At 61.7% G+C, this 13,915-nt stretch carries 14 protein-coding genes; 7 read left to right on the plus strand and 7 right to left on the minus strand.

What is annotated here, in order from left to right:
• Positions 1–167 precede the first annotated feature (167 nt).
• Entirely contained in the window at positions 168–1,667 is a 1,500-nt protein-coding gene (gene amn, locus F8N49_RS17800; protein WP_016773051.1) for an AMP nucleosidase, read from the plus strand.
• Positions 1,668–1,739: 72 nt separating this feature from the next.
• Positions 1,740–2,375, plus strand: coding sequence for a pseudouridine synthase (locus F8N49_RS17805; protein WP_071173683.1), 636 nt, complete (start codon positions 1,740–1,742; stop codon positions 2,373–2,375).
• Here the strand turns inward: F8N49_RS17805 and F8N49_RS17810 are convergent.
• Together F8N49_RS17810 and F8N49_RS17815 are read right to left on the minus strand one after the other, a co-directional pair.
• Complete coding sequence (locus F8N49_RS17810; protein ID WP_016773053.1) at positions 2,370–2,579, minus strand: DUF2788 domain-containing protein; 210 nt, start codon at positions 2,577–2,579, stop codon at positions 2,370–2,372. The two genes, F8N49_RS17805 and F8N49_RS17810, sit on opposite strands and share 6 nt — an antisense overlap.
• Before the next feature lie 295 nt (positions 2,580–2,874).
• Positions 2,875–3,354 (minus strand): Lrp/AsnC family transcriptional regulator, encoded by a 480-nt coding sequence (locus tag F8N49_RS17815; RefSeq protein WP_007909658.1) that lies wholly within the window; start codon positions 3,352–3,354, stop codon positions 2,875–2,877.
• A gap of 449 nt (positions 3,355–3,803) precedes the next feature.
• On the opposite strand from F8N49_RS17815, the gene F8N49_RS17820 reads away from it, so the two are divergent.
• Positions 3,804–4,742, plus strand: a complete 939-nt coding sequence (locus F8N49_RS17820; RefSeq protein WP_151552000.1) for a DUF6515 family protein — start codon at positions 3,804–3,806, stop codon at positions 4,740–4,742.
• Here F8N49_RS17820 and F8N49_RS17825 read toward each other — a convergent pair.
• Positions 4,736–5,632, minus strand: a complete 897-nt coding sequence (locus tag F8N49_RS17825; protein ID WP_110602883.1) for a cation diffusion facilitator family transporter — start codon at positions 5,630–5,632, stop codon at positions 4,736–4,738. The two genes, F8N49_RS17820 and F8N49_RS17825, sit on opposite strands and share 7 nt — an antisense overlap.
• A gap of 13 nt (positions 5,633–5,645) precedes the next feature.
• The gene (locus tag F8N49_RS17830) at positions 5,646–6,065 is read right to left on the minus strand and encodes a hypothetical protein (protein WP_016773056.1); all 420 of its coding nucleotides are present in this window, start codon (positions 6,063–6,065) and stop codon (positions 5,646–5,648) included.
• A gap of 364 nt (positions 6,066–6,429) precedes the next feature.
• Between F8N49_RS17830 and hrpB the strand changes: the two genes are divergently transcribed.
• The 3 genes from hrpB (at position 6,430) to F8N49_RS17845 (ending at position 10,091) form a co-directional block, all read left to right on the plus strand.
• Complete coding sequence (hrpB, locus tag F8N49_RS17835) at positions 6,430–8,949, plus strand: ATP-dependent helicase HrpB (protein ID WP_151552001.1); 2,520 nt, start codon at positions 6,430–6,432, stop codon at positions 8,947–8,949.
• 130 nt (positions 8,950–9,079) lie between these two features.
• Positions 9,080–9,652 (plus strand): hypothetical protein, encoded by a 573-nt coding sequence (locus F8N49_RS17840; RefSeq protein ID WP_071173679.1) that lies wholly within the window; start codon positions 9,080–9,082, stop codon positions 9,650–9,652.
• 13 nt (positions 9,653–9,665) lie between these two features.
• Positions 9,666–10,091: a hypothetical protein gene (locus F8N49_RS17845; RefSeq protein ID WP_024014428.1), complete on the plus strand. Its 426-nt coding sequence runs from the start codon at positions 9,666–9,668 to the stop codon at positions 10,089–10,091.
• 9 nt (positions 10,092–10,100) lie between these two features.
• On the opposite strand, the gene F8N49_RS17850 is transcribed toward F8N49_RS17845, so the two are convergent.
• From F8N49_RS17850 to F8N49_RS17860, 3 genes are all read right to left on the minus strand, one after another.
• Positions 10,101–11,021: a hypothetical protein gene (locus F8N49_RS17850; protein WP_071173677.1), complete on the minus strand. Its 921-nt coding sequence runs from the start codon at positions 11,019–11,021 to the stop codon at positions 10,101–10,103.
• A 51-nt stretch (positions 11,022–11,072) separates the two neighbouring features.
• Complete coding sequence (locus tag F8N49_RS17855; protein WP_151552002.1) at positions 11,073–12,152, minus strand: endonuclease/exonuclease/phosphatase family protein; 1,080 nt, start codon at positions 12,150–12,152, stop codon at positions 11,073–11,075.
• 75 nt (positions 12,153–12,227) lie between these two features.
• On the minus strand, positions 12,228–12,902 hold the full coding sequence (locus F8N49_RS17860; RefSeq protein ID WP_016773061.1) for a YciC family protein: 675 nt from the start codon (positions 12,900–12,902) through the stop codon (positions 12,228–12,230).
• A gap of 177 nt (positions 12,903–13,079) precedes the next feature.
• On the opposite strand from F8N49_RS17860, the gene F8N49_RS17865 reads away from it, so the two are divergent.
• Positions 13,080–13,841 carry a DUF2076 domain-containing protein gene (locus tag F8N49_RS17865; RefSeq protein WP_151552003.1) on the plus strand — a complete coding sequence of 254 codons (762 nt, stop codon included), beginning with the start codon at positions 13,080–13,082 and terminating at the stop codon, positions 13,839–13,841.
• Positions 13,842–13,915: the final 74 nt, after the last annotated feature.

Consider the following 13,915-nt stretch of genomic DNA (forward strand, 5'->3'; position numbering starts at 1 on the left):
CCCTGTGGGAGCTGGCTTGCCAGCGATGGCGGTCTGTCAGTCAACATCGATGTTGAATGTGACGGCCTCATCGCTGGCAAGCCAGCTCCCACAGGGATTCGGGTTACCTGAAAGATTTCGGTACACCCACAACGCCACTGTTCCCGTGCGTCCACGATGCAGGCAAGATGAAGCTCTGCAAGTCAGAACACAGGAAGCTGATCGTGACCGAAGCGTTTATTGTCGTTCAAACCGCCGAACAAGCCGTGGATCGTCTGGCCGAGCTGCATGAGCGGGCCACCACTGCGCTGAATTCTGCCCTCAAGCGTTACCTCAAGGACCGCGTCGAGCCCGACGCCGAACAGCGTGCCCTGTTTCGTTATCCCGAACTGCGTCTGACCTACCACTGCCAGGGCGAAGTGCCGCAGACCACCCGCGCTTACGCCAAGGTGCAGCTGCCGGGCACTTACAGCGTCACCGTCACCCACCCGGCGGCGTTTCGCAAATACCTGCTCGAACAACTGACGCCGTTGATGCACGACTTCACCGTGACCGTCGAAGTCGGCGTCAGCCAGCAGAACATTCCGTATCCGTATGTGGTCGAGCAGGGCGATGAACTGGCCGGTTCCGGCGTCACTGCAGCGGTGCTGGCGCGGGTGTTCCCGAGTACCGATCTGTCCGCCGCTACCGATGGCATTGCCGACGGCCTCTACGACTGGGAAAACACTGATCCGCTGCCACTGGCGCTGTTCGACGCCGCGCGCGTGGATTTCTCGCTGCGCCGGCTGGTGCATTACACCGGCAGTGACTGGCGCCATGTGCAGCCGTGGATTCTGCTGACCAACTATCACCGCTACGTCGACCAGTTCATCGTTCACGGTCTGGAGCAGTTGCGCCGCGACCCGCGTTTCGTGCGCATGGTCCTGCCCGGCAACGTGATCATCGAGAAGAGCATGGACCACGGCGAAGCCTCGGCGATTGCCGCCGGTGTGGTCTGGCACCGTTACCAGATGCCGGCCTATCACCTGATCGCCAGCGATGGCCACGGCGTGACGCTGGTGAATATCGGTGTCGGCCCGTCCAACGCCAAGAACATCACCGATCACTTGGCCGTGCTGCGCCCGCATTGCTGGCTGATGATCGGCCACTGCGGCGGCCTGCGTCAGTCGCAGACCATCGGCGATTACGTGCTGGCCCACGCTTACATGCGTCGCGACGGCATTCTTGATCGCGTGGTGCCGCCGAATATTCCAATCCCGGCACTGGCCGAAGTGCAGCTTGCGCTTCAACAGGCAGCGGCGAATGTCACCGGCGAGAAAGGCGACGATCTGAAGAAGCGCCTGCGCACCGGCACGGTTCTGACCTATGACGACCGTAACTGGGAACTGCGCTGGGCTCAGGAACGGCCACTCATCAACCTGTCCCGCGCAGTGGCGGTGGACATGGAAAGCGGCACGATTGCAGCGCAAGGTTATCGCCTGCGTGTGCCTTACGGCACGTTGCTCTGCGTTTCGGACAAGCCGCTGCACAGCGAAATCAAACTGCCGGGCTCGGCCAACGCCTTCTATGAGCGCGCGGTCAGCCAGCATTTGAAAATCGGCATCGAAGCGGTGGATCTGCTGCGTACCGAACTCAACTCGCTGCACTCGCGCAAACTGCGCAGCTTCGACGAGCCGCCGTTCCGTTAACGGTTAGTCGTGGTCATTTGGCGGTCGGGGCACTAGCATTGTCAGCCCTGATCGCTAAATGTTCTGTCTCTTATGTCCCGTCCCCCGCGTCCACCTTCCCGCCGTCCCGGCGTGAAGCCTCAGTCTTCTGCCCCGCGCCGTGTTGCCAAGGCACCACCGGCCGAGCCGAAACTGATCCTGTTCAACAAACCCTTCGATGTGCTGACGCAATTCAGCGACGGTGAAGGGCGGGCGACACTCAAGGATTACATCGATGTGCCGGGGATTTACCCGGCCGGACGTCTGGATCGCGACAGCGAGGGTTTGTTGCTGCTGACCAACGACGGCCAGTTGCAGGCGCGCATCGCCGATCCGAAACACAAACTGGCGAAGACTTATTGGGTGCAGGTGGAGGGCGAGCCGACGGCCGAGCAGTTGCAGCGCCTGCGCGATGGTGTCGAGCTGAATGACGGCATGACCCTGCCCGCCGAAGCGCGGCAACTGGCTGAGCCGCAATTGTGGCCGCGCAATCCGCCGGTACGCTTTCGCGCGACCATACCGACTTCATGGCTGGAACTGGTGATTCGCGAAGGGCGCAACCGTCAGGTGCGGCGCATGACGGCGGCGGTCGGATTGCCGACGTTGCGTCTGGTGCGGGTCAGGATTGGCGACTGGACGATTGAAGGGCTGGATCAGGGCCAGTGGCGGGAAGTGCCGGCGCGCTTATAAGGCGCCGGATTCGATCAGGCCGATCACCACACTCTTGATGATAAACGCGGCCACGCCCAGGCCCAGCACGAAAAACAGAATGAACGAGCCGAACCGCCCGGCCTTGGACTTCTTCGCCAGATCCCAGACGATGAAACCCATGAAAATGATCAGGATGCTGACCAGACCGGTCATCATCCACTCTTCGAACAGTGCTGGATCCATTGGCGATCTCCGGCGCGGACAGGGCTGAAAGGGCGGCGGCGAGTATACGCCATGGTCGGTGGGGTGGCATTGATCTGGGGCTGATCCGCAATTGTTGCCCTCACCCTAACCCTCTCCCGGAGGGAGAGGGGACCGATCGGGGGATGCTGATGAGCTATGTCGACCTGTTCCAGCTGTTGCGAATCCGTAATCGACTCGGGCTTTCAGGTCGATGTATAACGCCTGACCCTGCGGTCGGCTCCCTCTCCCTCCGGGAGAGGGCTGGGCGGGCGGCGTTCCGATGAGGGGCTTTTGCTCAGCTACGCAAATGAGTCAGCGGCAGTTCGGTGCTGTTGAGCACCTGATTCAGCACAAAACTCGACCGCACGCTGGTGACCCCTTCAATCCGGGTCAGGTGTCCCAGCAGTAATTTCTGGTAGTGATCCATATCCGGCACCACCACTTTCAACTGGTAGTCGGCATCCACTCCGGTCACCAGACTGCATTCCAGCACTTGCGGCAATGTGCGGATTGCCGCTTCGAAATTCTCGAAGCGTTCCGGCGTGTGCCGGTCCATGCCGATCAGCACATACGCGGTCAGGCTCAAGCCGAGCATCTTGCGATCGAGCAGCGCCACCTGGCGCGAGATATAGCCATCGTCTTCCAGTTGCTTGACCCGGCGCGAGCAGGGCGAGGGCGACAGACCGATGCGTTCGGCCAGTTCCTGGTTGGAGATACGGGCGTCGCGCTGCAATTCCGCCAAAATACTCAGGTCATACCGGTCGAGTTTGCTCATCAATCTGTCCTTGGTCGTAACTATTGCGGCGGATTATCTATCCAGGGTTAAAAATTGCGCAAGCAGTGTTTAATTGAGCAATTTTCGCAATCCTCTGTCGCAGCCTCAGGCTTATTCTTAACACCAGAATCACTGCTCGGTAACACAGTCCACGCGGCCCGCCCAATCAGGCCCGCCGCGGCCGCCACCCCCACCGGGGATGTGCCGGCCCCCGAGCTGCACACTGTCCAGAAGACGGCGTGAGGTGAGCCGACGTCAAAAGCGTCGAGCCAGGACGAAGTTCTCAGAAGGGAGGCCGACGGGTCTCCCTTTTTTCTTGCCTGCGATTTCATGTTGGCGCCTCAATAAATAAGTCGCGCGACTGATAACCTGTTGCAGAACCCGGTGGGGCTGTTTCGAGTCTCAGCAACAAGCCCTGCCAACGACAGGCTCCCGCAGTGAGGAAAAGCATGAATTCGCGCATCTGGCGTCTGGCCGGTGTTGGTTTGCTGTGTGTGGGTGTCAGTGCGCAAGCGCTGGCCGATGAGCCGCAGAATCGTGGGCCGGGCAACGGGCCGCAGAACGACGGGATCATCCGTGGCGACAACAGCCGTCAGTTCGAGCACAACGGCCAGCCGCACAACAATGACGGTCAATGGCAGAACCGCAACCGTGTCGATGATCGTCCAGAACCGCCTCGCCAGCCGGGCAACAACCTGCCGATCCAGTCGCGACCCGACGCCGTGCGCCAGACCCAGGAACCGCGTCAGGGTTACTACCGCGACGAGCGCCCGCAGAACGGTTACCACAATCAACAGTGGCAGACGCGGCCGCGTCCCGATGACAACCGCTGGCCGGGACGGCCGAACGGTCATGGCAATGGCTGGGGGCCGGGCCCGCAATATCGTCCGGGCCATGTGATCGATCGTTTCCCGGATCGTGATTACCGCGTGCCGTATCGCGGTCAGGATTACTTCTATTCCGGCGGCTACTGGTATCGCCCGCAAGGCCCGCGCTACATCGTCGTGCAACCACCGCGCGGGATCCGCATCCAGTATTTGCCGGATTACGCCCGTGAAGTGTGGATCGGCGGCTCGCTGCTGTTCCTCGCTGCCGGTTCGTATTACGCCTATCAAGAGGCGACGCAGGATTACGTGGTGGTCGAGCCGCCGCTGCAGCAACTGCCGCAACCGCAAGCTCAGGGCTATGACGTCGAAGCCTACCCTGCCAACGGCCAGTCACCGCAGCAGGTGCAGCAGGACGGTTACCAGTGCTCGCAGTACGCGGTGCAGCAAAGCGGTTTCGACCCGCGCACCGCGACCTATCAACCGGCACCCGAAGTGGTTCAGGCCTATCGCCAGGCGCAGGGCAACTGCCTGAGCAGTCGCGGTTATCAGGTCAATTACTGAGTGCGGGCGGCGAGCACTACTTCCTGTGGGTCAGCGTGCACCAGCACTTCGGCCTTCGGATAGGCCTTGTGAATCGCCGCCGCCGCTTGGTCGCTGATGCCATGGGCGACTGACAGGGTCAGTTCGCCCGGCAGTTCCAAGTGCAATTGCACAAACCAGTGGTTGCCCGAGATCCGCGTGCGCAGGTCGTGCGCACCCAGTACGCCGGGGACGCTGCATGCCAGTTCGAGCATGTGCTGGCTGACATCGGTCGGCAGTTCCTCGTCCATCAGCACCGAAAAACTTTCCCGGGCGATCTGGATCGCACTCCAGAAAATGTACACGGCGATCCCCAGCCCGAACCACGCATCCAGTTGCGCAAAACCCATCGCGGCCAACACCAGCGCGATCAGGATGCTGCCGTTGAGCAGCAGGTCCGAACGGTAATGCAGCGAGTCGGCGCGTACGGCGTTGGAGCCGGTCTGCTTGATCACCCGATGCTGCAACATCAGCAGCGCCGCCGTCAGTAGCAGGGAAAACACGATCACACCGATGCTCAGCCACGGTGCGCCAAGCGGTTCTGGCGTCTGCAAGCGTTGGTAGGCCTGAAACGCGATCAGCACCGCGCTGCCACCGATGAACAACGCCTGCGCCATGCCCGCCAGCGATTCGGCTTTGCCGTGGCCATAACGGTGATCATCATCCGCCGGGCGCAAGGCGTAATGCACCGCCAGCAGGTTGAGCATCGAGGTGACGCCATCCAGCGCCGAGTCGGTGAGGCCGGCGAGCATGCTCACCGATCCGCTGAGCCACCAGGCAATCGCCTTGGCGACGATCAGCGTGCAGGCGACCGCCACCGAGGCGCGGGTCGCCAGCCGCAGCAGGCGGGCGTGTTCGGGGCTGGAGGTCATTGAACGTCCTTATTCAAGCGGCCGGTTGCAGACCGAACATCGCCAGTTGCTGAGTGCTGCCCTTGTGCTGGATCAGGCGCGGATCATCCAGAGGAAAATCTCGGCCCAGCTCGCTCTCGAGAATCGCCTGCAACTTGTGATTGTCGACCTGTCCATCCGGGCCGATGGCTTGCTTGAGCTTGGCCGGATCGATCTGCGCGGTGTGGCCCGGTTCGAAATAGATCGCCCCGGTGGCGAAGTCGACGGCAAACGCGATCAGCCCGGGAATGATGTAGAACAGCAGGCCGACGGCATCGAGCACGGCAATCGCCGGGTCGATCTTGCCGTCGATCTGGCCACGCCGGTCCGGGTAGAAAATCGAACCGCACGCCGACAGTTGCGTGAGCAGAGTGGCAACCAGAACACCGCCGATCAGGCGAGAGGGTAAGCGCATGGAAATGTCTCCTGAGTCATCAAATAACGAAGCTTCGTCTTGTGAAGTTAAGACCCTGACGAACGTCAGACAGTTCGTCGTTATACTCGCGGCGGGCAGGGCGTACCCACAGTAAATTGCGGCCTCGTCTCACCCCTACTGAAATACGTTGAGGATTGAAGTTGTTTTCTCCAGATCGACACCGCGTGAAGGCTGATGAATTCTATCGGGGTTCGGCCCTCCGGGCTAAAGCTGTGAACGCGCCATGCTGCGTTGCGGGACTTGGCAAGGAAACGACCCTTGCCCGCGTCCGGCGCCTTGCCTGGCACGCTCACAGCTTTAACGCGACTCGCAATTTACTGTGGGCACGCCCTGGGGAGCCAGCATGATTTCTTTGCCGATCGACGATGTTTTACCCGCCCTGCGTGAAGCCCTCGCGTCACGCCACGAAGCCGTGCTCGAAGCACCGCCCGGCGCCGGTAAAACCACCCGCGTGCCTTTGGCCTTGCTCAATGAAGCCTGGCTGGCCGGGCAGACCATTGTCATGCTCGAACCTCGGCGTCTGGCTGCGCGGGCGGCGGCGGAGCGTTTGGCCAGCGAGCTCGGCGAGCAGGTCGGTGAAACCGTCGGCTATCGCATCCGCCTCGACAGCAAGGTCGGCCCGAAGACGCGTATCGAGGTGGTCACCGAAGGCATCCTCACCAGGCGCTTGCAGGACGACCCGGCGCTGGACGGTGTGGGCCTGCTGATCTTCGACGAATTTCATGAACGCAGTCTCGACGCCGATCTGGCGCTGGCGCTCAGTCTGAACGGTCGCGAGCTGTTTCGCGCTGAACAGCCGCTGAAGATTCTGCTGATGTCGGCGACCCTCGAAGGCGAGCGCCTGGCCGGCTTGCTCGATGACGCGCCGATCCTGCGCAGTGAAGGGCGCATGTACCCGGTGACGATGCGCTGGGGCCGGCCGTTCCAACCGGGTGAATACATCGACCAGCGCGTTACCCAAACCGTACTCGAAGCGCTGCACGACGAGACCGGCAGCCTGTTGGTGTTCCTGCCGGGACAGGCGGAAATTCGTCGCGTGCACCAGCAATTGGCCGACGCCATCGGTGAGCGCAAGGACGTTTTGCTGTGCCCGTTGCACGGCGAACTCGACCTCAATGCGCAACGCGCGGCGATCGATCCGGCGCCGCCCGGTCAGCGCAAAGTGGTGCTGGCAACCAACATCGCCGAGACCAGCCTGACCATCAACGGCGTGCGCGTGGTCATCGATGCCGGGCTGGCGCGGGTGCCGCGTTTCGATCCGGGCAGCGGCATGACCCGCCTCGACACCGAACGCATCTCCAAGGCCAGCGCCACCCAGCGTGCCGGCCGCGCCGGGCGACTGGAGCCGGGCGTGTGCTATCGCCTGTGGTCGCAGGATCAGCACGAACAACTGGCAGCCTATGGCAGCGCAGAAATTCTCTCGGCGGATCTGGCCAGCCTCGCTTTGCAGCTGGGGCGCTGGGGCGTGACCCCGGGCGAACTGGTCTGGCTCGACATACCGCCCGCCGCCGCGTATGCCCAAGCGCAGGATCTGCTGCAACGCCTCGGCGCCTTGCACGGCGACACGCTGACGGCCCACGGCCAGGCCATGGCCGAACTGCCGGCGCATCCGCGCATCGCGCATTTGCTGTTGCGCGGTCAGGCGCTGGGGCTGGCGGCGATGGCCTGCGATGTGGCGGCGCTGCTCGGCGAGCGCGATATCCTGCGCGGCGCTGGCGCGGATCTGCACAGCCGGTTGGTCCTGCTTTCCGGCGAAGAGCGCGCCGGTCGTGGGGCGCAGGGCGGGGTGCAACGCGCCCGGCAATTAGCCCGGCAGTATCGCGGCTACTTGCGCGGCAAGCCGAGCGAACCGGTCAACGATCCCGAGCATCCGCGCTGGCTCGGCGCGCTGTTGGCGCTGGCCTACCCGGATCGTGTGGCCCAGCAACGGCGTGCCGGCGGTGCTGAATATCGTTTGGCCAACGGTCGCGCCGCGCTGTTCGCTGAGGCCGACAGCCTGATGAAGCACGAGTGGATCGTTATCGCCGACCTCGGCAGCCGTCAGGGCCAGCGCGAAGAACGCATCTATCTGGCGGCGGATTTCGATCCGGCGCTGTTCGATTCGGTGCTCGCCGAGCAAGTGCGCAGCGTCGATCAACTCGATTGGGATGAACGCGAAGGCGTGCTGCGTGCGGAGCGCCAGCGCAAGGTCGGCGAGCTGATTCTCAGCCGCGAACCGTTGACCGGTCTGGATGAAAACGCGCGCAGTCAGGCGCTGGTCAATCTGGTGCGGCGCAAGGGTCTTGAGTTGTTGCCGTGGACCCCGGAACTGCGCCAGTGGCAGGCGCGGGTGGCGCTGTTGCGTCAGCTCGATCTGCGCACGCAGGACGACAGCCAATGGCCGGATGTCAGCGATACAGCGCTGCTCAATACCCTGGAAGACTGGTTGATGCCGTATCTGGGCAAGGTCTCGCGGCTCAGCCATTTCGCCAACCTCGATCTGTCGAGCATCGTGCGTAATCTTCTGCCGTGGCCGCTGCCGCAGAAGCTCGACGAACTGGCGCCGCATCATTTGAGCGTGCCGTCGGGTTCATCGATTCGTCTGGATTACAGCGAACATCCACCGATTCTCGCGGTGCGTTTGCAAGAGCTGTTTGGTCTGGCCGATACGCCACGGATCGCCGGCGGCCGGCAAGTGGTCAAGCTGCATCTGCTGTCTCCAGCGCGGCGGCCGGTGCAGGTCACGCAGGACCTGGCCAACTTCTGGCGCAGCACCTATGCCGAGGTGAAGAAGGATCTCAAGGGGCGTTATCCGAAGCATTATTGGCCGGACGATCCCTTGGTCGCCGAAGCCACGGCGCGGGCGAAACCACGCGGCACCTGACCCGCAATGGCTGCGCGCCATTAGCCCATCCGTGCTAATTGCCCTTGGTTGTTCAGGCTCGCAAAATCGCCGCCTGAACAATAACCAGCCTTGTTGCCTGGCAACTTGCGCCCAAGGAACGGAACTGCCCATGACCTCTTTCTTCAAGCTGAAGAAGTTGATCTTCTTGTCGGCTGCGCTATTGGCCGCCTCCAATCCGGCCATGGCCGAAGAGCCCAATCCGATTGGCGACTGGTGGATTATCTACGGCAACGGCGTGCCCCAGAAAAACATCATGTACGTCGCCGATGCGACATCGGTGGTGCCTTCGCAGAAGACCAAAGGCGCGACCATGGTCGCGGTGACGCTGGTGTATGAAGAACCCGGCAAACCGATGATCGACGTCTACAACCTCGAAGCCCAATGCTCTACGGGCAAGGTGCGTTTTATCAATGGCCAGTCCATCGAGCGTCTCGCCTACACCATGCGTCATCTCAAAGTTGCCAATCAGTGGCAAGCCCCGAAAGAGTTCTGGGTCCAGCAAGCACTGAAGTTTGCCTGCGCGCCGGGCAGTCGCGCGAAAAACGACATGGCCGCCGTGGGCAAGATGGAATACCTGCAGATGATCGAGATGCTGCAGCAGATGTTCTTCAAGCTCGCGCCGATTCAGCAAAAGAGCCAGATGATGGACAACATCGACAGCCTGCTCGAACTGAAGAAATAAGCCGGGGCATCCAATGACTTACACACGTTTATGGCTGGCAACCCTGCTGGCAGGATTGCTCTTGAGCGGCTGTTCCACTATCGCGCAAAGCCGCTGGGAAGGCCGTGATATGCAGGAAGCACTGGACCTGTTCGGCACGCCCGACGCGATGGCAAAGGAAACCGGCCCGAACGGCGAACCCTTGGCCGTACTGACCTGGCACAAGTCCGCGAGCTGGACCTCCACCGAAGCGGCCGGCACTTCGATGACCCATACCGGCAATGGCATGGTGTACACCGAGCACTACCAACAGGTCGGCCACAGTTCTACCTGCAAGTTGCAGGCGAAGATCAATCAACAGAAGAAGATCGCCCAGTTCCTGATCGAAGACGGGCGAATACTGCACGGCAAGTGCGCCAATGTCCGCTATGTTCCGGGCTACGTTCCGCCGGGGCTCTGAGACCGAAGCCTAGCTCGATGCAAGCACGGTCTCGGTCCAGCCCTGCAAAGTGTATTTTCGGTAGATCGGCTCGGGGATGTCGACGTACGGGGCAGAGATGAACGAAGCCGGAATCACCGGGTCGGCTTCGTCGATCACCAGTATGTTCGCCGGGTTATAGAAGTCGTAATCCAGCACGTGCCTGTTGGTGGTGATGACTTTCTTGCGCGCGGCCATGGCTTCGAAAAAACGGAAGCTCAAGCCGGCCTGGCCGGGTTTGGAAATGTCGAGAATGATCCGCGAGCGCTTCACCAGCTCGCTCACCGATTCGAGTGACATCCGCTGCTCGAAGAAGGTGATTCCCGGATGGGCGCCGGCAATCGGTTTGCACTGCACCAGAAACTTGTACTCGGTCACACCCAGTTGATCGAATGCTCTTGCCAGACCTTCCAGCGCGGCAACCCGATCTTTGCCTGCCATTACCACTAAGGCGGCATATTCATCGGCATAGCCAGCCTCGACGTAGTCGTCATAAATGAAGTTGTGCAGCTTTTTCAGACCGTATTGCTTGGCGTTCTCCGGGTCGAAGGTAAACACCTCGTTATAAACGGCCAACGCCTCACGGCTCATGGGCCAGCGACTGAAACTGTCGTATAGGTAGGCAATCTTGCGTTCGCTGGCGTTCAGGGCTGCCGCCAGTTGCTTCGGATCGATTTGCGCCGGGTTGATGATCAGAGCGACGTCGAAGCGCCCACCAGCTGCTATGAGCTTGCTGAACTGGCGCAACTGCGACCAGCGATTGAGCGAACGCCGCAAAATCTTCGGCGCGCGCTCGAAGGGTTTCGCCAGCGCAGCGGTGTCGATGAAGCAAACTTCATCAGCGATGCTCAAGTGCTCCGCGAGTTTGCGTGCGTAGCCACCGATGTCCTTGCATACCAATAAAATTTTCATACTTTTCCATGTCTTGAATTCGGCGCGGGCGGGCCGTGGGCTACCGATTGGCTAGGGTGTCGCTGGCAGAAAGAACCGCGCAATCACCGGCAAGTGATCGGAGATGCGCAGGGTATCGTCCTGCCGCACCTGCGCTTGCACGCGTTTGAGCTTCGGGCTGTAGAACAGATAATCCACCGTGCGATCCGGGCCGTTGAGGCCGGGGTCGTTGGGGTAATGGGTCAGCCATTTGGCTCGATCGATACCGCCGGCCTCGTTGTTGGTCGGGATCATCGGGTACTTGTCCCACAGCAGATGCAGTTCGCTGTCGGCAGAATAGGGCGTGCGCCGCTCGACCGGCAGGCGTCGATACTGGCCCAGCGGCAGCAGATTGAAATCGCCACCGATCAGCCACGGCAGGCCTTGGCTTTCATATTTGTCGAGGACTTTGGCCACGGCAGCCACTTGCGCCTGCACGTTGCCGTCCGCCTGGCTGGCGCGCTGCAAGTGGGTGTTGAACACGGTCAGTTGTCCGCCATCGCTGAGCGGCAGTTTGACTGCGAGCAAAGCGTCTTTGGGCTGGAACTGGCGGCTGATGAAGTTGCTCGGGGCGACGGGCAGTTGCAGGCGTTCGGCGTGTTCGATGCGATAGCGGCTCAGCGTGGCCAACTGGCGGCCGACGCTGCCGTAGATATGTGGCTCGGGGACAAAATCGGCTTTCCAGTCGAAGGCGCTGGTGCTGCATGGATACAGATCGGCGACGCGTTCCTGCAACAGTTTGAGCTGATTCTGGTAGTCACTGGCCTTGGCGCCGTCGTCGAGCTCCTGCAACAGCACCACATCCGGTTGTTCGTCACGGATCACCCGCGCTACTTCGTCGAGGCTGAAGGCCATGTCTTCGGCGGTCGGCGCTTCGTCGTCGCCCTGAGCCAGGTCATTCCAGAATACGTAGCGCTTGCCGGCGAGGAACTGCACGTTCCAGGTCATGACTTTCAGCGCTTGCCCTGGCACCAGTGTCGGCGCGGTAGTGCCGCAACTGACCGGCAGGGTTTCGCGGGCATCGGGGCGCCAGGTCAGGCTGAACAGCAGCACACCGAACAGGACGGCGGCGAGGATGACGAGGAGCAGGGTGTAGCGCAGCAGACGGGTCATGGCTCGGCTTATAGCGTTACAGAAAGTGGCCCCGAGCATACCTGACGGCAGCGACGAAGCCCAAGCACGGCGCGGTCAGACTGCGCCGTTACGTTTGTCAGGCAATTCGCTGATCAGCATGAACAGGCGGAACAGCACCACACTGGTGAACAGTTGCAGAAAGCTGTGAGCGCTGTCGATCAGCCCGGCAATCAGCGGATTCTGCGGTTCGGGGTACACCGCCAGCGTCGCGCCCTTGAGCAACCACAACGGGGTCATCACGCAGAGAATGCACAGCAGGATGCGCCAGAAGTGCCCACGGGTCAGGCGCAGACTTTCCTTCATCGCCTGCAACGGCCCGAGGCCGCGCAGCACCAGCAGGTATTCGGCGAAGGCAAGCATGACCATCAGCATCAGCCCCGGCAGGAAGTACAACGACAGGCCGAGCAGAATCAGCAAGGTATTGAGCGCGGTCAGCACCGCGAAGCGCGGCCACAGGGTGGCGGCCATCGCCAGCAGGTCACGGTTGCGCGGCGACTCGCCACGGCTGCGTGCATCGAGAAACAGGATCAGCGCGGCGGTGTACAGCGGATACACCAGCAGGCCGACAATGATGCTGACGCCGGCGAAGGTGTCCGGCCCGGTGGCGTGATCGACCGCCTGCTGCAAGAAGGCTTCGACAATCACCAGCGGCAGGCACAACTGCACGATGCTGCCCAGATGGCGTTTGAAAAAATACAAAGAGTCGCGCAGTACTTCGAGGGCATTCATCAGTCGGTATCGCAGGTCGAAAACAGTGGCTCACTTTAACCGATGCAACGCGGGCCGACACAAACGTAAACATTCGGTAAAGGTCATTGAAACGTTTTGTCACTGTCTCCATTACAGGAGAGCACCGCGCCCAGAGTGGGCGCGGGCACGTTATTACCGGCAATCTACGAGGTCGCCATGAACAGCGAAGAGCAAACCCTGATCGATGGACTGTTTTCCCGGCTGCAACAGGCCGAAACGGAGGCAGCCCCGCGCGACGCCCAGGCCGAGGCGCGGATCAAGGAACACCTGACGCGCCAACCGGCGGCAGGCTATTTCATGACCCAGGCGATTCTGGTGCAAGAGGCCGCGCTGAAAAGCCTCGATGAGCAGAACAAGCAACTGACCCAGCAAGTCCAGCGTCTGCAGGCCGAGCTGCAATCGGCCAAGGCCCAAGGCGGCGCACCGGCATCCAGCGGTGGCGGCGGTTTCCTGTCGAGCATTTTTGGCGGCGGCAATTCACGTCCGGCGCCGAGCCAGAGCGCAGCGCCCGCATCTACCGGCGGCTGGCGCGAGCCGGCGCCGCAGCAGAGCTACCAGGCACCGGCGCCACAACAGAGCTTCGGTGCCGCGCCGCCTAACTACGCGCAGCAGGCTGCTCCGGCGGCGGGCAACAGCTTCCTCGGCGGCGCGCTGAAAACCGCCGCTGGCGTGGCCGGCGGTGTGATGCTGGCGCAGGGCATCAGCAGCCTGTTCCACCACAATCAGCAACCGGAAGAAATCGTCGAGGTCATCAAGGAAGAACCGGCGCAGGTCGCCGATCAGAGCAACAACGGCTGGGGCGATGATCAGCGCGTGGCGGACAACGGCTTCTCGGGCAATGACCAGGGCGGTTTCAGCGACGCCGATTACAGCAGCGACAATTCGTCGTTCTTCGATGACGACGACTCCTTTGTCTGACATAGCCTCTGAATACTGACATCGCCTCTGAAGGCTGACATGTACTCTGTGGCGAGGGGATTGATCCCCGCTGG

It is taken from the genome of Pseudomonas sp. GXM4 (assembly GCF_008923895.1).
GTDB classification, from domain to species: Bacteria; Pseudomonadota; Gammaproteobacteria; order Pseudomonadales; family Pseudomonadaceae; genus Aquipseudomonas; species Aquipseudomonas atacamensis.

Coding starts and splice junctions, on each gene's coding strand:
- amn (WP_016773051.1), top strand. CDS start 168: ATGAAGCTCTGCAAGTCAGAACACAGGAAGCTGATCGTGACCGAAGCG.
- F8N49_RS17805 (WP_071173683.1), top strand. CDS start 1,740: ATGTCCCGTCCCCCGCGTCCACCTTCCCGCCGTCCCGGCGTGAAGCCT.
- F8N49_RS17810 (WP_016773053.1), bottom strand. CDS start 2,579: ATGGATCCAGCACTGTTCGAAGAGTGGATGATGACCGGTCTGGTCAGC.
- F8N49_RS17815 (WP_007909658.1), bottom strand. CDS start 3,354: ATGAGCAAACTCGACCGGTATGACCTGAGTATTTTGGCGGAATTGCAG.
- F8N49_RS17820 (WP_151552000.1), top strand. CDS start 3,804: ATGAATTCGCGCATCTGGCGTCTGGCCGGTGTTGGTTTGCTGTGTGTG.
- F8N49_RS17825 (WP_110602883.1), bottom strand. CDS start 5,632: ATGACCTCCAGCCCCGAACACGCCCGCCTGCTGCGGCTGGCGACCCGC.
- F8N49_RS17830 (WP_016773056.1), bottom strand. CDS start 6,065: ATGCGCTTACCCTCTCGCCTGATCGGCGGTGTTCTGGTTGCCACTCTG.
- hrpB (WP_151552001.1), top strand. CDS start 6,430: ATGATTTCTTTGCCGATCGACGATGTTTTACCCGCCCTGCGTGAAGCC.
- F8N49_RS17840 (WP_071173679.1), top strand. CDS start 9,080: ATGACCTCTTTCTTCAAGCTGAAGAAGTTGATCTTCTTGTCGGCTGCG.
- F8N49_RS17845 (WP_024014428.1), top strand. CDS start 9,666: ATGACTTACACACGTTTATGGCTGGCAACCCTGCTGGCAGGATTGCTC.
- F8N49_RS17850 (WP_071173677.1), bottom strand. CDS start 11,021: ATGAAAATTTTATTGGTATGCAAGGACATCGGTGGCTACGCACGCAAA.
- F8N49_RS17855 (WP_151552002.1), bottom strand. CDS start 12,152: ATGACCCGTCTGCTGCGCTACACCCTGCTCCTCGTCATCCTCGCCGCC.
- F8N49_RS17860 (WP_016773061.1), bottom strand. CDS start 12,902: ATGAATGCCCTCGAAGTACTGCGCGACTCTTTGTATTTTTTCAAACGC.
- F8N49_RS17865 (WP_151552003.1), top strand. CDS start 13,080: ATGAACAGCGAAGAGCAAACCCTGATCGATGGACTGTTTTCCCGGCTG.